This is a genomic window from Mangrovimonas sp. ST2L15 (assembly GCF_001280515.1).
In the GTDB taxonomy this organism is placed as follows: Bacteria; Bacteroidota; Bacteroidia; order Flavobacteriales; family Flavobacteriaceae; genus Mangrovimonas; species Mangrovimonas futianensis.
In genome coordinates, this window is the sequence record NZ_LBIQ01000030.1 from 1,395,557 (window position 1) to 1,413,015 (window position 17,459).

A 17,459-nucleotide genomic window follows, 5' to 3' on the forward strand; every position below is an offset into this window, starting at 1 on the left:
ACTATTTCTAAATAATAGTGGTATTTTTCTTTTTCATAGCAATTTTTTCCCATCCTTGAATTTATTTAAGGGTGGGTTTTGTTTTAAGGGTTTTCCCTATATTAAACTCAAATTAGGGAGTAAACCTTTAGTAGTTTTAATATATTTACACAATCGATTAGCTTTAGCTTTTAATGATATAATTTTATGGATAACTTATTAGAAACGCATGCAGTTTCTAAAAAATTTGGAAATTTTACAGCACTTAATGAAGTTTCCATTTCTGTTCCAAAAGGAAGCGTATTTGGGTTACTTGGTCCAAACGGAGCAGGAAAAACCACCCTAATAAGAATTATTAATCAAATTACCATGCCTGATACTGGAAAGGTGATTTTAGATGGAGAACCTCTAAAAAACCATCATATTCAGGATATTGGTTATTTGCCAGAAGAGCGTGGGTTGTACAAGTCCATGAAAGTTGGTGAACAAGCCATGTATTTGGCAAGACTTAAGGGGTTAAGTAAAGCTGAGGCCAAAGAAAGGCTTCAATATTGGTTTGATAGATTGGAAATTCATGGCTGGTGGAACAAAAAAATCCAGGAGCTTTCAAAAGGGATGGCTCAAAAGGTGCAGTTTGTAGTAACTGTATTGCACAATCCCAAATTACTCATTTTTGATGAACCATTTTCTGGATTTGATCCCATAAACGCCAATTTAATAAAAGATGAAATCTTGAGGTTGAAGGAAAATGGATCTACTGTAATTTTTTCAACACACCGCATGGAATCAGTTGAGGAATTATGTGATCACATTGCCTTAATTCACAAGTCCAATAAAATTTTGGATGGCCCATTGACGGAAATTAAGAGAACCTTTAAGAGTAACATCTATGAGGTAGGTATAAAGAGTCAAAATGATGTAGTTTTAGAGCAAGAACTTGCCTCCAAGTTTGAACTTTCCAAAGCAAATTTTAAAACCCTAGGAGAGGAGTTAAAACTAAATGTAAAACTTAACGCCGATGAATCAGCAAATGATTTGTTGAGATATTTAACTTCTAGAGGTGAAGTTTCTCATTTTGTTGAGCTTATTCCAAGTGCTAACGATATTTTTATTCAAGCGGTTAAAAATACCAAAATATGAACCACTTACCATTAATCATACAACGTGAATACCTTAACAAGGTTAGGAATAAATCGTTTATAGTGATGACCATTTTGAGTCCTATCATTATGATTATTTTGGTTGCCTTTGTTGCTTATTTATCACAATTAAATAACAATAAGGAACGAACTATCGTCGTATTGGATGAATCTGGTTTTTTGGAGGATGCTTTTCAGTCTACCGACAATACTACTTATAAATTTATAGATGATCTTTCCCTCGATGAAGCAAAACGAGATACTGAAGCTAATGGAGATTATGGTCTTCTTTATATTGAGGATGTCGATGATTTCAATGAATTGGGAGAACATATAAAATTCTTTTCTACGGATTCACCTTCCTTGATGTTAATGTCTGATTTGGAAAACAACATCCAAAAGGAGCTTTCTGAGATGAAATTAATTGAGGAAGGAATTGATATTGATAAGATTAAGGAATCAAAACTAAGAGTAAATATTGCCCAAGAGAGTTTTGTGGGTGAAAAAACCTCTAAAATAGACAGTATTGCTAAACTATTTTTTGGTTGTGCTGCTGGGTATCTCTTGTTCATGTTTATTATTATATATGGTAATATGATAATGAGAAGTGTGATAGAGGAAAAGACCAATAGAATCATTGAAGTGATAATTTCATCTGTTAAGCCTACTCAATTGATGTTAGGAAAAATCATAGGGACTTCCTTGGCTGGTATAACCCAGTTTCTTATTTGGCTTATCCTAGGGGGTGTTTTGGTTTCAATAGTTTCGGCTATTTTTGGAGTGGATGTTTTACAAACTCAGCCAGTAGACCAAGAAGCTATGAGACAAGCCATGGAAAATACTAATTCTCCAGAGTTTCAATCAATAGTAATAGCAATTAACAACCTTCCTATTGGTAATCTTGTAGTAGCATTTCTATTGTTTTTTCTTGGAGGTTACTTGCTGTACAGTTCTCTGTATGCAGCCATTGGAGCAGCAGTTGATAGTGAAACAGATACCCAACAGTTTCTTTTGCCTATTTTGATGCCCCTCATCTTAGCAGTTTATATAGGTGTTTTTACGGTTATAGAAGATCCTCATGGGACTGTTTCAACCATATTTTCGTTCATTCCATTGACTTCTCCTGTAGTCATGTTAATGAGAATACCATTTGGCGTACCTATTTGGCAACAGCTACTTTCGTTTGGTTTATTGGTGGCTACTTTCCTTTTTGCAGTTTGGTTTGCATCTAAAATTTACAGGGTTGGGATTTTAATGTATGGTAAAAAGCCTAGTTATAAAGAACTAATTAAATGGATTAGATATTAGAATGAGGGATTTCCTTAAATTTTTAAATAGAAATTTTGAATTAGGCAAAGACATTTCGCTAAGCTTGATGGATGTTATCATTGCGTGTATGGTGCTTTTAATGGCTACTATATTGTTGAACATCCTTAGAAAAATTATAACAAGGAACCTCCCCCTTGATGATAGCAAAAAATTTAAAGTTGTCTTTTCCTATGCGAGATGGCTTGTTTACATATTGATTTTGCTAATCACTTTTCATATGATAGGTGTTAATGTGACGGGAATCTTTGCAGCATCGGCAGCTCTCTTAATAGGAATAGGTTTGGCACTTCAAACACTTTTTCAAGATATCATATCGGGAGTCTTCATTCTGGTAGATCAAACGGTTCATGTTGGTGATATTATAGAGATTGAAGATAAGGTGGGAAGAATTGAAGAAATTAAATTACGTACAACTAGAGCTGTAACCATAGATAATAAGGTCTTGGTAATTCCAAACCATTTGTATTTGACCAATACCCTTTATAATTGGACCCAAAATGGTACTACCACTAGGGAGTTTGTAACGGTAGGAGTCGCATACGGAAGTGATGTTCAGTTAGTTAAAAAACTTTTAATTCAAGCTGCAGAATCTTCACCAGATGTACTTCCAGATCCACCACCGACTGTGGTTTTTACAGATTTTGGAAGTAGTTCATTAGATTTTAAAGTAATATTTACACTTAATGATAGTTTTAAAGGGCAATTTCCAAGGAGTGAAATACGTTTTGAAATAGATAGATTGTTTAGACAACATAATATTACGATTCCTTTTCCGCAAAGGGATATACATATCATTAAACCATAAATGCCTATGCCCAACCGACTCTCACGCCATGTCCTAATCTTTTTTTTGTTGTTTGCTATAGCTTTTTCGGCTAAGGCGCAATTAAGTGATTTGGCAAGGTTGGAATATTCATTTGTTCCCAAAAAGGAGTCAGAAGATGAGTATTACAGGTTAAGAGGGTTGGTCAATTTCCCAATTAGAGTCAAAGACAAGAATTTTATTGTTGTTGGAGCTGAATATAATGGTGTGATAATGCACCTTGAAGATCATTATCCATTTCCAAAGTCAGAATTGGATCGGTTTCATATCATTGATTTCAGTTTGGGATATACCTTTGTCAATAAAAAGGATTGGCGTTTTGGAGGTAAATTTGTTCCAAGAATAGCTTCAACTTTTTCAAAACCATTGACTTGGGAAGATTTTTTTATCAATGCCGGTGTTTATGCTGTTAAAGACAGAATGAAAGATGATACAGCACGAAAGCCCAATCGTCTGATTCTAGGGGTTACCTACAACAGTACAACTGGTTTGCCTTTTCCATTGCCTTATGTGAATTATCATAGAAGATTTCATCCGCATTGGTCCTACGTTTTGGGTGTTCCAAAATCAAATATGAAATATCATTTTGACCCACAAATGGACAAGGATGTTTTGCAATTGTATGTTACTTTAGATGGTTTTTATGGTCATGTTCAGAATAAGATTATGGTTTATGATAAGGAAGCCGAGTATATGTCTATGAGCATGGTTGTGACGGGTTTGGGCTATGAACATAGTTTTACAGATCACCTCGCTTTCTATATTTATACGGGTTACACCTTAAGGCAGCGGACTATATTGAGGGACAAAAATAACGACGAAGTTTTTAGATTAGATGATTTAAACACCTTCTACTTTCGTGGAGGTTTAAAATATAAAATATAAGATGCCAAAAATTTTAGTAATAGAAGACGAAGCAGCCATTAGAAGAGTCCTCGTGAAAATTCTCTCAGAGGAAAATGATAAATATGAACTTGAAGAAGCCGAAGATGGACTAAAAGGACTCGAAGCCATAAAGAATGAGGATTATGACTTAGTTCTCTGTGATATTAAAATGCCCAAAATGGATGGGGTTGAGGTTCTTGAAGCCGTAAAGAAAATTAAACCGGAAATTCCAATGGTGATGATTTCAGGACATGGGGATTTGGATACGGCTGTAAATACCATGAGATTAGGAGCGTTTGACTATATTTCCAAGCCACCAGATTTGAACAGACTTTTGAATACTGTCAGGAATGCCTTGGATAGAAAGGAATTGGTTGTTGAAAATAAGAAGCTAAAAAGAAAAGTCAGTAAGAATTATGAAATGATAGGAGAGAGCGCAGCCATTTCCCAAATTAAGGATATGATTGAAAAAGTGGCACCTACCGATGCTAGAGTTTTAATCACAGGACCTAATGGAACAGGTAAAGAGTTAGTGGCTCATTGGCTCCATGAAAAAAGTGAACGGTCTGTAGGCCCGATGGTTGAGGTCAATTGCGCTGCCATACCAGGAGAACTTATTGAAAGTGAATTGTTCGGTCATGTAAAGGGGTCTTTTACGGGAGCCAATAAAGATCGTGCAGGAAAGTTTGAGGCTGCCAACGGAGGGACCATTTTCCTTGATGAAATTGGAGACATGAGTTTGTCTGCACAGGCTAAAGTTTTAAGAGCCCTTCAAGAAAATAAAATTCAAAGAGTAGGGAGTGATAAAGATATTAAGGTAAATGTCAGGGTTGTAGCTGCAACCAATAAAAATCTGCAGAAAGAAATTGAAGATGGTAAATTTAGAGAAGACTTATACCATCGTTTGGCGGTTATTTTAATTAGTGTGCCAGGGTTGAATGATAGAAGAGATGATATTCCTCTTTTGATTGAATATTTTTCCGAAAAAATTGCAGAAGAGCAAGGGACTTCAAAGAAAACATTTTCAGATAAAGCGGTCAAATTACTTCAAGAGTATGATTGGACTGGAAATATTAGGGAATTGAGAAATGTGGTTGAACGGTTAATTATTCTTGGAGAAAAAGAAGTCACCGAGAATGATGTAAAACTGTTTGCTTCAAAATAAACCAAAAGGCTATTCAATACGAGCGGCTTTTTTTTGCATTGATAATTAAATCTGTTTTTCACTGAGGTGAGATTTACTTATCTTTCAAAGAAGAACAAAAATAATAATATGAAGGATATATCAGTTGATTCATTTATTGCACCAAACACGGTACATTTAGACACCATTGACACCAAGTATGATTTGGATGCTTCCGAAAAGAAAATAGAAAAGGAATTGGAGGAGGTGCGTGAAAAACTAGGTAAGTTTCAAGATAAACTTTATGCCCATTCAAAATATGCCGTACTTATTTGTATTCAGGGTATGGATACAGCGGGTAAGGATAGCTTGATACGAGAGGTGTTTAAAGATTTTAATTCCAGAGGGGTGGTTGTTCATAGTTTTAAAACACCAACCGATCTTGAGCTCAAACACGATTATCTTTGGAGGCATTATATCGCACTTCCTGCAAGAGGGAAATTTGCTGTTTTCAATAGAACACATTATGAAAATGTGTTGGTAACTCGGGTACATCCAAATTATATTTTAAACGAAAATTTACCAGACATCCATTCTGTAGCTGATATCAATGAAGCCTTTTGGCATAGTCGCTTTGAACAAATCAATAATTTTGAAAAACATATTGCTGAAAATGGCACTTTAATTTTTAAATTTTATTTACATCTGTCAAAAGAAGAGCAAAAAAACAGATTGATTAGAAGGCTTGATAAACAAGAGAAAAATTGGAAGTTTTCGCCAGGTGATCTTGAAGAGCGTAAACTTTGGGATGATTATAAGGCCTGCTATGAAGACGCGATTAATAGAACCTCTACACCTCATGCTCCCTGGTACATTGTGCCTTCAGACGATAAACCAACCACACGATATATCATTGCAAAAATTCTTTATGACACCTTAACTCGATATGAGGATATCAAAGAACCAGAATTAGATGATGACATCAAGGCCAAAATCGATTTTTATAAGAAGCAATTACAAAGCGAATAGATTTTATAATTTCTTTTACAAAAGGGTTCTTGTTAAGTGTTATTTTAGTGTCCTAAACCAATCAAGCTTATGAAATTAAAACTTGTTGCCTTACTATTTTTAGTATCTCTCACGGGGTTTGCCCAAACCGATGAAACTTTATTAAAAACAATTTATACCAATTCGTTAACCAAAGGAAAAAGCTACGAGTGGTTAAATTATTTGTCCAATGCTATTGGTGGTCGATTGTCGGGGTCATTAAATGCAGAAAGGGCTGTTCATTATACAAAGGATGAATTGGAAGCTTTAGGTCTAGATAGGGTATGGTTACAACCTGTTATGGTACCGAGATGGGTAAGAGGCGCCAAGGAGTATGCTTACATTAAATCTTCTTCGGGACAATCAACTACGGTTAATATTTGTGCTTTGGGAGGTTCGGTGGCAACAGATGCAGTAGGCCTAACGGCTAAGGTTGTTGAAGTCAAGAATTTTGAAGAATTGGAGAAATTAGGTAAGGAGCAAATAGAAGGCAAGATCGTTTTTTATAACAGGCCCATGCAAGCCGATTTGATTCAAACATTTGAAGCATATGGTGGATGTGTTAATCAAAGGTATAAAGGGGCTGTTGAGGCCGCTAAATATAATGCCGCTGGGGTCATCGTGCGTTCCATGAACTTACGTCTGGATGACCTGCCTCATACAGGTAGCATGACTTATGATAATCTGCCCAATTCAAAACGAATTCCATCTGCAGCTATAAGTACTAATGATGCAGAAATGCTCAGTAGTATGCTAGCTTTGGACAAAAACTTGGATTTTTATTTCCGTCAGAATTGTAAACAAATGTCCGATGTGGAATCTTTCAACGTTATTGGAGAAATGAAAGGGTCTAAATATCCAAATGAATATATCATTGTTGGCGGACATTTAGATTCCTGGGATTTAGGAGATGGGTCTCATGATGATGGAGCCGGAGTTGTCCAATCTATGGAAGTTTTAAGACTGCTCAAGGAAAGTGGTATTAAGCCGCAAAGAAGTATTAGAGTGGTTTTGTTTATGAATGAAGAGAATGGACTAAGAGGTGCTACTAAATATGCTGAGGTTGCTAAGGCTAAAGGGGAGAACCATATTTTTTCTTTAGAAAGTGATGCAGGAGGCTTTACGCCAAGAGGGTTTAGTTTTGATTGTTCTGATGCTGTCTTTAATAAAATTGAAGGATGGAAACATCTTTTCAAACCTTATTTGATTCACTATTTTGAAAAAGGAGGAAGTGGAGCCGATGTGGGTCCTCTAAAAACCGACACCAATGTTACTGCAGGATTAAGACCCGATTCACAAAGATATTTTGATCATCACCATGCATCCAATGATACCTTCGATGCCGTGAACAAACGTGAACTGGAACTTGGAGCTGCAACCATGACTTCCTTGGTCTATTTAATTGATAAATACGGAATTTCACCGATAGCAAATAATCCGAGCTTAAAAGATTAATCTGTATTTGGTTTGGTTTCGGATACCAATTGTAATTTGTTTTTTCCAAAGTCCAAGGTTCTGATAGGGAATGGAATATTGATGCCTTCTTTGTTGAAATGCTGTTTGATTAATTTGATAGCTTGATGTTTGGCTTCTAATTTGGGCTTGGGCTTGGTACTGTCTATCCAAAACCTGACAACAAAATTAATAGAGCTATCACCAAATTCTGTAAAGAAGAATTCAACCTCCTCATTTCTATTTTGCTTGAAGTGGTCGGTGATAATTTTTCTAACCAAATCTTCTACCTTTTGAAGGTCACTTTCATAGCCAATTCCGCATGCTACATCAATTCTTGATCTTTTTGACCAGGAATAATTCACAAAAGGGTTTTCAATAACCATAGAGTTTGGAATCACTACAAATTCGTTGTCTGTTTGCCGTATAAAGATGTTGCGCAAACTAATTTCTTCTACATAACCAGAAATATCACCAGTTTGAATAAAATCTCCCAACCTTATTTTTGGGAGAAAGGATAACAATAAACCAGAAAAGGAGTTATTCAGGGTGGCTTGTAGCGCTAAACCAATGGCTAGACCAATCACTCCTGCACCCGCTAGTACCGAGGTCAAAACTTTGTCCAAATCCATCACCCCTAGAGCTATAAAAAAGCCTATTATTAGAATGACGGCAAATAGGATTCGGCTTAAAATGTCTTTGATGGATTCCTGACTTATTTTCTTGAAAAGCACTTTTTTGGAAAATCTTCTGATAAACTTGGCCAGAAAATAGAACATGAACATGACCAAAACGGCCACGACAAAGTTGGGTAATTTTAAAATAATGGCTTCAAACCAACCATCTAGTTTGTCAATAAGATTAGAAATAGCTTTCGTTATTGAGAAATTCTTTTCCATTTGGAACTATTTGAAGGTTTATTGTAAGGGTGCGATAAAAGATAATTAAAACTGAAAAATCATTTTGTTAAAAATAAAATAAAAATGTTCAAAAGCCCGCTTCTAATGAAGAAAAAGAGCTAAATCACAATTTTTCCTTACCTTGATTTTAAGGGTGTTTTTATATGAAAAAGGGATATGGTTATTTCCCATTTTTTTGATAGGAAATAAAATCTCCTCGTCTAAAATTCCGTAAATTTAGGGCTTATAAATTTAGGCTTATGGATGTTGTAAATGATGTGTATAAAAGAGGTTATATACCTTTGATAGATTCTGAAAAAAAAGTGGATTTTGTATCGGAAATTAAGCGATTAAAGAAGGAAAAAAATGCGGTGATTTTGGCTCACTATTATCAAGAGCCAATTATTCAAGATTTGGCAGATTATGTGGGAGATAGCTTAGGTTTATCACGCAAAGCGGCAGAAACTGAAGCAGATATTATTTTATTCGCAGGTGTTCACTTTATGGCTGAAACAGCAAAGATTCTAAATGCAACCAAAAAGGTCATTTTACCAGACCTCAATGCAGGATGTTCATTGGCTGATTCTTGTAATGCTGAAGATCTTGCCAAGTTCAAAGAAAGGTATCCCAATCATTTGGTGGTTACCTATGTGAATACTTCTGCAGAAGTTAAGGCTATTAGTGATATTTGTTGCACATCTTCAAATGCCGAAAAAATTGTGCAATCCATACCTCTTGACCAACCTATAATTTTTGCTCCTGACAAAAATTTAGGTTCCTACATTAAGAATAAAACAGGTAGGGATATGGTACTTTGCGATGGAGCCTGTATTGTGCATGAAGCATTTTCATTGGAGAAATTAATAGCGCTATACCAAAAACATCCAAAGGCTCAAATTATTGCGCATCCAGAATCGGAGACCCATATTTTGAAAGTTGCTAACTATATTGGCTCTACTTCTGAACTTATAGACTATGTAAAAACCAATCCCAATAGTGAGTTTATTGTTGCTACTGAAGCTGGCGTTATCCATGAAATGCAAAAGGCGGTGCCAAATAAAATATTGGTTGCAGCTCCTGCCAAAGAGGATAACACTTGTGCCTGTAGTGAATGCGCTTACATGAAAATGAATACACTTGAAAAAGTTTATAGTTGCTTAAAGTATGAACTTCCTGAAATTCATGTGGAACAAGAAATCCAAGAAAGGGCATTGATTCCAATTCAAAGGATGCTAGACATATCTTAGAGGTAATATGACAAAATACGAAACAGATTTTTTAATTCTTGGATCGGGAATTGCAGGTTTAACTTGTGCCATACGTTTGGCTCAAGCAATGCCTGATAGAGTGATTTCCGTGGTAACTAAGGCAAATGAAAATGAATCTAATACCAAATATGCCCAAGGAGGTATGGCTGTGGTTTGGGATAAATTAGATTCATTTGAAGATCATATCAATGATACCTTAGTGGCGGGAGAATTTCATAATAATCCAGAGGTAGTGAGAATGGTGGTTGAAGAAGCTCCAAATTGTTTAAGACAATTAATTTCTTGGGGTGCAGATTTTGACGCTAACACCAAAGGTGAAATTGATCTTGGAAGAGAAGGAGGACATTCAGCCCATAGAATAGTACATCATAAGGATATCACGGGATTTGAAATAGAAAAAACACTATTGAAAAAGGTAGCAAGTTTAAGCAATATTTCAATGTTTCCTTATCATTTTGCTATCGACCTAATTACCGATCATCAACTAGGGCATGTTACTGGAGAAGGTTCTGAAGTAGGCTGTTATGGGGCTTACATTCTCGATCAAAAGACCAATGAAATTAACCGGTTTATGGCATCACAGACCATTTTGTGCACAGGTGGCATCGGGCAAGTTTATGCTTCGACAACCAACCCTTTGATTGCAACTGGAGATGGGATTGCTATGGCCTTTAGGGCGGGAGCCAAAGTAAAAGATATGGAATTCGTTCAATTCCATCCCACGGCTCTTTTTGAACCAGAACAGAGTCCTTCATTTTTGATTTCAGAAGCTGTAAGAGGTTTTGGTGCTTATTTAAGAAACAAAAACGGTGAGCGATTTATGCTTGCTATTGATGATCGTGCCGAACTTGCGCCAAGAGATGTAGTTGCAAGAGCTATCGATAACGAGATTAATACTTCGGGAGATCGGTTTGTCTATTTAGACTGTAGGCACTTAAATTATAAGGCTTTTTTAAAGCATTTTCCAAATATTAATGAGAAATGCTTAGAAATGGGAATTGATATACGGGAGCACATGATTCCCGTTGTTCCGGCAAGCCACTATGCCTGTGGCGGTATTGAGGTCGATACAAATGGAGCCACCAATTTGATTAATCTTTACGCAGCTGGAGAATGTTCTTGTACAGGACTTCATGGAGCAAATAGATTGGCGTCCAATTCATTACTAGAAGCTTTGGTTTATGCCAATCATATTGCAGATGCTATTATTGAAAAGGAAGAAGAACTGCATGGATTTCAAGGAGATGTTCCGGTTTGGAATGATAAAGGGACTTCTAAGCCTAAAGAACTGATATTAATTACCCACTACTGTAATACGATTCAAAGTATTATGTCTGATCTAGTGGGTATCGTCAGGGCTAATGACCGACTCAAAGAGGCCGCGAAGCATTTAGTGTATGTAGATCAATCCACACATGATTTGTATGTAAATTCCAAACTATCCGTTCAAATTTGCGAATTGCGAAATTTAAATACCATAGCAAGTCTTATTGTGAATCAATCACAAAAACAAACCAAAAATTTAGGAGGATTTTATAACATTGATTTGCTTCAATGATTCCTATTCTAGGGTGAATTTTGGTATATTGGCAATGAAAAACAAGTTACGCTTTATAGTAGCTTTCCAAATCTTTAAAAAATGAAAAAGAAGTATCTTTTAGTTTTATTAATGTCCATTTCTTTAATCCCAATGCAAGCACAGGAAAACACGTTGCCTTACAGAGAAATACCTGATGATTCAGAAACCTACACGGCTGGAACTGTAGCGGCAAGAATGATTGATGGTTTGGGCTTTAGGTATTACTGGGCTACTGAAGGATTGACAACGGCCGATTTAAAATTTAAGCCAAATTCGGAGGCTAGAACTTCTGGAGAGACAGTTGATCATATACTTGGACTTTCTCGTGTCATTGTTAATGCCACTCTTCAAAAAGCAAACACCAAAATGGATGATTCTGGTCTAACATTTGAAGAAAAGCGCGAATTGACACTGAATAATTTGAAAAGAGCAGCAGATATCTTGAGGGATAGTGAAGATATTTCAAATTTTCAAATTGATTTCGGAAGTCAAAAATTTCCTTTTTGGAATGCGATTAATGGACCAATAGCTGATGCCATTTGGCATTGTGGCCAAATAGTTTCTTTCAGAAGAAGTTCAGGGAATCCATTTACTTCAAACGTGAGTTTGTTTTCAGGAAAGTTAAAAGAGTAATAGACCTTAATTTTCTAAACTTTGGTTGATTAAACCTATTAAACCGATGGTTTGTTTTTTGGTTCTAAGAACCCCTTTAAGAGCAAATCTTTTTCGGAACAGACTCGTACGGATCCTATTTCTCGTGTTTATAGTTTTCAGAAGGGAGTCAAATATTTGTTTTCTTTGTTTTTCAGAATTTAAGTAATCAAATTCATCACTGAGGTATGGGGTTTCAAAGGCTTTATTATAGTACCAGTAATCGGCGTCCTTTTTAGAAAATTCAACTTCCCATTCAATTACGGAGTTGAACCGATCCACTTGACTGGTATAATAATAAGTTATGGAGTCCATTAATTTTTCATGTCCTTTGATTTCTATGATACCCATACTTCTCATTTTCTGAAAAGTTTGATCGTTTATTTTTATTTCATCGTATCGTGGTTGAAAAAGCGCGATTATGGAATCCACACTAAGATTTGAAACAGTTTTCGTTTGTAATAATTGGGACCTGTTTTTTGCTAAGTAGTTTAGGAAATCCATGTAGTCATTGAGTTTTAAGGTATCTGAAGACAAATCTAAAACCATACTTTTCAAGTAATTTTCTGATTGAATCTGTTCCTTTCTTTTCTCGTTCCAATTATTTACTTGTAAAGCAATCAAGATTCCAATCACTACTAGAATTATTTCACCAATAGCATATCTGGAATAAGCCATGAATCTGTTTTCTGAAGCAAGTTTTTTACGTAGATTCCTAAAAATAGTGATCATTTAAAAAGCATTTATTTATTAGTTTCTGTTTCTTCAATTAACTGAATAATTGTTGTTCTAGCTTGCAGTAACCAAGTACTTGTCAATTTATACATAAAAAGCTTGTCATCAATATGATTTTCAAATTTTGGATCTGAAAGTAAATGTGCATTGCTGATTATGATTGTGGATTGTCGATAATTGAAAAAATCTTCTTTGGAAGTGTCAACATTTCTCAAAGAGCCATTTTTCTTCAGATAACTTATTATTTCTTCTCCGGTTTTTTCGGTTCTTTGTTGTACTTCGGTCATTTCATTTTGCTGTCTAGACCATTTGTAAAGTAGAAGTTTTAAACGTTCGTTTTTTAGTTCAGCAATACTTCCTGAATTGCTAAGATTGTTAAGGAGATAAGCGCTTGGTTTCCAGTTTGGAGATTTTAAAGCATCAGAAAGCCATATATTTAAAGAGTCTGAAGAATGATTGGTGTGGGGTTGTGAAAACATATCAAAAACGCGTTCAAGTGAAGTAATAACTTGGTCTACTTCAATAGCAATGGAATCAAGATCTTTTAGGTTGTCTTCAAATTCACCTTGAAGATTTTGTAACAGAAGTTGTTCCTGTAAACCCGCTTTACGGTTTTCGTTCCAATTGTTTATTTGAAGCGCAATCAATATTCCGATAACCACTAATATAATTTCACCAATAGCATAGCGACTGTAGGCCATGAATTTGTTTTCGGAGGCTAGTTTTTTACGAATGTTTCTAAAGAGTTTTATCATTATTTCACTGCTTTAGATATTCTTCAATTGATATTACCAAATCCATAGCATATGATTTTGCAGTGGTGGCCCATATACAGTGATAATTTACTTCAAGAGCTAGGTACCTTAATTGGTTCTCAACATCTTTCTGTCCTTTTAATTTTTCCATTGGGTTTTCTAGATCAGATACGTCTAAAGTAAAAATGCCATAATTGTCCCTAAGAAATCGCGTGGTTTCATTAGCCCATTCCTCATGCTCTTCTATAGCATAACCTTCAAGGCGCTGACTTAAAAACCTGTAATAATCTCCTATTTTAGTTTTTAGGTTTTGATTTTGAATATTAGTAAAAGAGCCTGTTGAATAAAGTTCATTAATGACTGATTTGTTGAAAGAGGCACTTCCAAATCCACGACCAATCATGGAAAATGCTAAATAAGTAAATTCAGGGTTTAGAGAATCAGGGAAAGCCCCTTTCCAAATAGTATTCATGGAATCATTTTTGGAAAAATCTATCCATTCTATTTCGGTAAAAGCTTGAGTGTTCAAATTTGAATGGTCCAAAATGTAGAAGAGTCCTTTTAGCCTTGTTTTGTTGAAGGTAATACTTGATTGTAGGGATTCAATGTCATTGTTTAGAGCTTCTTTTAAGTTGCGTAAATAATTATTTGTTTCCTTATGTTCTATCCGATTTGCATTCCAATTGTTTATTTGAAGGGCGATTAAAATCCCTATAACTACAAGAATGATTTCACCAATGGCATATTTGGAATAAGCCATGAACTTATTTTTTGAGACTAGTTTTTTGTGGATATTTCCAAAGACCTTGATCATAACTTTTCAAAGTTTTGAAGTTCTTTTTTCAGAGAAAATGAAAACTCTTGAATGCTTAGGGCATATCTTAAAATAACTTCGGTGTAAGCTTTTTTCCAGTCTGACATGCGATGAAAATGATTGGTGAATTTGGTTGTGTCCACGTGACTCCAAATGGTATCACGTAGTTTTTTACCGCCATCAAAAAAATAATTTTCAAAAGGATAATAGGAATTGTTGGAATGAAGTATGTCAAAATACTTGTCGATAAAAAGTTCATTGGTTCTTTCAAAATCCTTTTGAACTTTAACTAGTAAAGTCATTGATTCCCTTAAATCTTTGGGATAGCTAATGCTGTTGTTGCCGATGAGATTGATTAAAGTGGTATTGTTAAAACTGTAGTCCGGTCTCACAAAAAACGGAAATTCATAACGGTACAATTTAATTATGGAATCATAATTTATTTCTGACGCTTGAAGGCGAGCCTGAAATGATTTAAGTACTGTGCTATCTCTTCTTAATTGGGTTATTAACCTATTTAAAAATAAACTGTCTTTTTCTATGTCATTGATGACAGAGATAGAGTAATCCTTTCTCAACTTGTTGTTTTTTCGGCTTTCATTCCAGTTGTTTACCTGCAGAGCAATCAAAATACCAATGACCACGAGAATAATTTCTCCAATGGCATATTTCATATATTTCCCAGTTCTACCTTGGTAGAGAAGGGTTTTCCTAATATTTCTAAAAAGTTTTATCATATGTTAATTCAGGGCATTATTAATTTCAAAAATGAGTTTTTTATTTTTTTCTTGGGTCTCTCCAATAAAATTGTTTTGGTAATCAATGGTCATAAACATACCATATAAATCGGTGTAGAACTTATTATCCTTGGTTACAACCATATCGTCCATTGATGGAAAGTTATTCGGGAATGGTGTTTTCTCCTTGATGGAAAAATGACTGAAATAATTATCAACAATGGCTCTTGTTCCCTGCCATACCCTTTCCTGATATTTTTCATAATCAAACTCGTAATAATCTATTAATTGGTTCCTGATGGTTTTATTGGAAATTAAATTCAGGTTTTCAGAGGAGATTAAGTTTTTAAAAGCAGTTTCTTTGGGTTTAAATAACTCATATTTGGTAAAGGGACCTGCATTTTCAATAAAAAGATGGAAGCGTTCCTCACTGGTTAGGGTAGCGTCAAAAATTTCCATGATGTTCTGGGTCACTTCGCTTTTTTCCTTGTTAAATGTGAGGACTTCCTGTAGTTTCAGGGAATCTATCTTCAGATTAACCATAATTTCAGAAAGAAACAGCTTTTCTTTCTTTTGATCTTGTTTCAATTTATTCCAGTTATTTATTTGAAGTGCAATCAAAATACCAATGACAACAAGGATAATTTCACCAACAGCATATTTGAGATATTTACCTGTTTTGCCTTCATTAAGAAGATTTTTACGGATATTTCTAAAAAAACTATTCATACCGGTCCAAAAAGTTTACTAGTGTCTGTGTTTCCTTTTTTATCTTCTGTAAGGAAGATATTAACTCATAATAGTTGCTATATTTCACTCCAACCAATCCGTTAAGTTCTGCACCCAAACCAGACAGGGTTGCTTTAGACCAAATGCTATCAGCTAATTTTGATTTAGGGTCTATATGACCTACATCTTTAAATGGATAGGATCTGGTGTATAAAATGGTGTTGTCCAAATAAATACCCACATCATTTGAAAAGCTTTGTAAATATCCTTGTTGTAAAGCATCAAGGTTCAATAAAGTTTCCTGAACTTCTTTAGGGAGTAAGTTTATATTTCCAGTAGCTCTTAAACTATTAATGGTGTTGTTATTAAAAGAAATACTAAGAGGTACCCAAGGATTAAATTCAAACCTAGCCATATGCACTAGAGTATCAAGAGTTAGGTCATCATTTGACATTCTTCTTTTTAAGTCTCCCAATTTAGAACTATCTTGAACGGAATTTTCAATCACTTTTTTTAGGGCAATAAGATCTTTGTTCAAGTCAAATTTTAAGGCTTGCATGCTGATTTTAGCCGTTTTTTTTCCTTTATAGGTTTCATTCCAGTTATTGATTTGTAGCGCTATTAAGATCCCAATAACAACCAGAACAATCTCTCCAATAGCATATTTAAAGTAACGGGATGTTTTACCTTCATGGAGAAGTGATCTTCTGATATTTCTAAAGAATTTTATCATTTAGATTTTTTTAATTCTTGATCAATAAGATTTAAGAGGTCTTGATTAAATTTCAATAGACTAGTAAAACGTACCCTTAATGCATAGGCATAGGCCAACTCGTTGTTTGTTAATCTTAAAAACTCGGTCGTTTTTAGGGCCTCCAGTATGTGATGGATTTCTTCTGGATAAGGTTTGAATGAATTTTTCCGGTCGTATGGGAACAACGAATTCATATAGGTGGCATATTCCGTTCTAAGGTTTCCCAAATAGGTTTCTGTATTATCAGAATACTGGTAATACATAAGAAGGGCTTGTGTAAGGTTTTTGTTCCTAATTAATCTTAAATTTCCCGTGCTGATAATGTCTTTATAGGTGCTTTGGTTTTCAAATAGGGCAGTTCTGCTTGCAACGCCACCATAGCCAAGAGTATCAATAAAATTGAGAGTATCCTTGATTTGCGTTGGCTGATAAACATAAGCTCGAGCCAATAAAAGAGCTTCAATTTTTTTGGGTACTGAATTTACAAAGTACTCCATTTTGGAAGAATCAGAACGCAAATCTGAAACAAAGCCTTCAAGATATTTTCTTTCAACGAGTCTATCTTTTTTTAAGGAATTCCAATTGTTAATTTGTAAAGCAATCAAGATTCCAATTACAACCAATATGATTTCACCTATAGCATATCTGGAATAGGCCATGAATTTGTTTTCGGCTGCAAGTTTTTTTCGAATTTTTCTAAAAAATTTAATCATAACTCATTGATCAATTGGGGGATAGGTGGTGTGTTAAAGATAATCAAC

General features: G+C 34.9%; 18 protein-coding genes. 10 read left to right on the forward strand and 8 right to left on the reverse strand.

Going from position 1 to position 17,459, the window contains the following annotated elements:
• The first annotated feature begins 186 nt into the window (after positions 1–186).
• From ZA07_RS10090 to ZA07_RS10120, 7 genes are all read left to right on the forward strand, one after another.
• Entirely contained in the window at positions 187–1,119 is a 933-nt protein-coding gene (locus ZA07_RS10090) for an ABC transporter ATP-binding protein (protein WP_053971559.1), read from the forward strand.
• The gene (locus ZA07_RS10095) at positions 1,116–2,426 is read left to right on the forward strand and encodes an ABC transporter permease (protein ID WP_053971560.1); all 1,311 of its coding nucleotides are present in this window, start codon (positions 1,116–1,118) and stop codon (positions 2,424–2,426) included. Before ZA07_RS10090 ends, ZA07_RS10095 begins: the two co-directional genes overlap by 4 nt.
• A 1-nt stretch (position 2,427) precedes the next feature.
• The gene (locus ZA07_RS10100; RefSeq protein ID WP_053971561.1) at positions 2,428–3,252 is read left to right on the forward strand and encodes a mechanosensitive ion channel family protein; all 825 of its coding nucleotides are present in this window, start codon (positions 2,428–2,430) and stop codon (positions 3,250–3,252) included.
• Positions 3,253–3,258: 6 nt separating this feature from the next.
• Positions 3,259–4,155 carry a DUF6268 family outer membrane beta-barrel protein gene (locus ZA07_RS10105; RefSeq protein WP_231628667.1) on the forward strand — a complete coding sequence of 299 codons (897 nt, stop codon included), beginning with the start codon at positions 3,259–3,261 and terminating at the stop codon, positions 4,153–4,155.
• A gap of 1 nt (position 4,156) precedes the next feature.
• Entirely contained in the window at positions 4,157–5,320 is a 1,164-nt protein-coding gene (locus tag ZA07_RS10110) for a sigma-54 dependent transcriptional regulator (RefSeq protein ID WP_053971562.1), read from the forward strand.
• Positions 5,321–5,428: 108 nt separating this feature from the next.
• Positions 5,429–6,307 (forward strand): PPK2 family polyphosphate kinase, encoded by an 879-nt coding sequence (locus tag ZA07_RS10115; RefSeq protein WP_053971563.1) that lies wholly within the window; start codon positions 5,429–5,431, stop codon positions 6,305–6,307.
• 69 nt (positions 6,308–6,376) lie between these two features.
• A complete protein-coding gene (locus tag ZA07_RS10120; RefSeq protein ID WP_053971564.1) occupies positions 6,377–7,780 on the forward strand; it encodes a M20/M25/M40 family metallo-hydrolase in 1,404 nt (467 codons plus the stop codon).
• Here the strand turns inward: ZA07_RS10120 and ZA07_RS10125 are convergent.
• Positions 7,777–8,676, reverse strand: a complete 900-nt coding sequence (locus tag ZA07_RS10125) for a mechanosensitive ion channel family protein (protein WP_053971565.1) — start codon at positions 8,674–8,676, stop codon at positions 7,777–7,779. The two genes, ZA07_RS10120 and ZA07_RS10125, sit on opposite strands and share 4 nt — an antisense overlap.
• A 260-nt stretch (positions 8,677–8,936) precedes the next feature.
• On the opposite strand from ZA07_RS10125, the gene nadA reads away from it, so the two are divergent.
• The 3 genes from nadA (at position 8,937) to ZA07_RS10140 (ending at position 12,156) form a co-directional block, all read left to right on the forward strand.
• Entirely contained in the window at positions 8,937–9,923 is a 987-nt protein-coding gene (gene nadA, locus ZA07_RS10130; protein ID WP_053971566.1) for a quinolinate synthase NadA, read from the forward strand.
• 7 nt (positions 9,924–9,930) lie between these two features.
• Entirely contained in the window at positions 9,931–11,502 is a 1,572-nt protein-coding gene (gene nadB / locus ZA07_RS10135; protein ID WP_053971567.1) for an L-aspartate oxidase, read from the forward strand.
• A gap of 81 nt (positions 11,503–11,583) precedes the next feature.
• Entirely contained in the window at positions 11,584–12,156 is a 573-nt protein-coding gene (locus ZA07_RS10140) for a hypothetical protein (protein ID WP_053971568.1), read from the forward strand.
• A 6-nt stretch (positions 12,157–12,162) separates the two neighbouring features.
• Here ZA07_RS10140 and ZA07_RS10145 read toward each other — a convergent pair whose 3' ends face one another.
• The 7 genes from ZA07_RS10145 to ZA07_RS10175 are packed head-to-tail and all read right to left on the reverse strand — an operon-like array spanning position 12,163 to position 17,411.
• Complete coding sequence (locus ZA07_RS10145; protein WP_053971569.1) at positions 12,163–12,906, reverse strand: DUF6090 family protein; 744 nt, start codon at positions 12,904–12,906, stop codon at positions 12,163–12,165.
• A gap of 11 nt (positions 12,907–12,917) precedes the next feature.
• Positions 12,918–13,664 carry a DUF6090 family protein gene (locus ZA07_RS10150; RefSeq protein WP_053971570.1) on the reverse strand — a complete coding sequence of 249 codons (747 nt, stop codon included), beginning with the start codon at positions 13,662–13,664 and terminating at the stop codon, positions 12,918–12,920.
• Between the two features lie 4 nt (positions 13,665–13,668).
• Entirely contained in the window at positions 13,669–14,424 is a 756-nt protein-coding gene (locus ZA07_RS10155) for a DUF6090 family protein (protein WP_197276735.1), read from the reverse strand.
• A gap of 50 nt (positions 14,425–14,474) precedes the next feature.
• On the reverse strand, positions 14,475–15,215 hold the full coding sequence (locus ZA07_RS10160; protein ID WP_053971572.1) for a DUF6090 family protein: 741 nt from the start codon (positions 15,213–15,215) through the stop codon (positions 14,475–14,477).
• A 3-nt stretch (positions 15,216–15,218) separates the two neighbouring features.
• Positions 15,219–15,944: a DUF6090 family protein gene (locus ZA07_RS10165; protein WP_053971573.1), complete on the reverse strand. Its 726-nt coding sequence runs from the start codon at positions 15,942–15,944 to the stop codon at positions 15,219–15,221.
• Positions 15,937–16,677 (reverse strand): DUF6090 family protein, encoded by a 741-nt coding sequence (locus ZA07_RS10170; RefSeq protein ID WP_053971574.1) that lies wholly within the window; start codon positions 16,675–16,677, stop codon positions 15,937–15,939. The genes ZA07_RS10165 and ZA07_RS10170 overlap by 8 nt, the downstream gene beginning before the upstream one ends.
• Positions 16,674–17,411 (reverse strand): DUF6090 family protein, encoded by a 738-nt coding sequence (locus ZA07_RS10175; protein ID WP_053971575.1) that lies wholly within the window; start codon positions 17,409–17,411, stop codon positions 16,674–16,676. The genes ZA07_RS10170 and ZA07_RS10175 overlap by 4 nt, the downstream gene beginning before the upstream one ends.
• Between the last annotated feature and the right edge of the window lie 48 nt (positions 17,412–17,459).

Coding starts and splice junctions, on each gene's coding strand:
- ZA07_RS10090 (WP_053971559.1), top strand. CDS start 187: ATGGATAACTTATTAGAAACGCATGCAGTTTCTAAAAAATTTGGAAAT.
- ZA07_RS10095 (WP_053971560.1), top strand. CDS start 1,116: ATGAACCACTTACCATTAATCATACAACGTGAATACCTTAACAAGGTT.
- ZA07_RS10100 (WP_053971561.1), top strand. CDS start 2,428: ATGAGGGATTTCCTTAAATTTTTAAATAGAAATTTTGAATTAGGCAAA.
- ZA07_RS10105 (WP_231628667.1), top strand. CDS start 3,259: ATGCCCAACCGACTCTCACGCCATGTCCTAATCTTTTTTTTGTTGTTT.
- ZA07_RS10110 (WP_053971562.1), top strand. CDS start 4,157: ATGCCAAAAATTTTAGTAATAGAAGACGAAGCAGCCATTAGAAGAGTC.
- ZA07_RS10115 (WP_053971563.1), top strand. CDS start 5,429: ATGAAGGATATATCAGTTGATTCATTTATTGCACCAAACACGGTACAT.
- ZA07_RS10120 (WP_053971564.1), top strand. CDS start 6,377: ATGAAATTAAAACTTGTTGCCTTACTATTTTTAGTATCTCTCACGGGG.
- ZA07_RS10125 (WP_053971565.1), bottom strand. CDS start 8,676: ATGGAAAAGAATTTCTCAATAACGAAAGCTATTTCTAATCTTATTGAC.
- nadA (WP_053971566.1), top strand. CDS start 8,937: ATGGATGTTGTAAATGATGTGTATAAAAGAGGTTATATACCTTTGATA.
- nadB (WP_053971567.1), top strand. CDS start 9,931: ATGACAAAATACGAAACAGATTTTTTAATTCTTGGATCGGGAATTGCA.
- ZA07_RS10140 (WP_053971568.1), top strand. CDS start 11,584: ATGAAAAAGAAGTATCTTTTAGTTTTATTAATGTCCATTTCTTTAATC.
- ZA07_RS10145 (WP_053971569.1), bottom strand. CDS start 12,906: ATGATCACTATTTTTAGGAATCTACGTAAAAAACTTGCTTCAGAAAAC.
- ZA07_RS10150 (WP_053971570.1), bottom strand. CDS start 13,664: ATGATAAAACTCTTTAGAAACATTCGTAAAAAACTAGCCTCCGAAAAC.
- ZA07_RS10155 (WP_197276735.1), bottom strand. CDS start 14,424: ATGGCTTATTCCAAATATGCCATTGGTGAAATCATTCTTGTAGTTATA.
- ZA07_RS10160 (WP_053971572.1), bottom strand. CDS start 15,215: ATGATAAAACTTTTTAGAAATATTAGGAAAACCCTTCTCTACCAAGGT.
- ZA07_RS10165 (WP_053971573.1), bottom strand. CDS start 15,944: ATGAATAGTTTTTTTAGAAATATCCGTAAAAATCTTCTTAATGAAGGC.
- ZA07_RS10170 (WP_053971574.1), bottom strand. CDS start 16,677: ATGATAAAATTCTTTAGAAATATCAGAAGATCACTTCTCCATGAAGGT.
- ZA07_RS10175 (WP_053971575.1), bottom strand. CDS start 17,411: ATGATTAAATTTTTTAGAAAAATTCGAAAAAAACTTGCAGCCGAAAAC.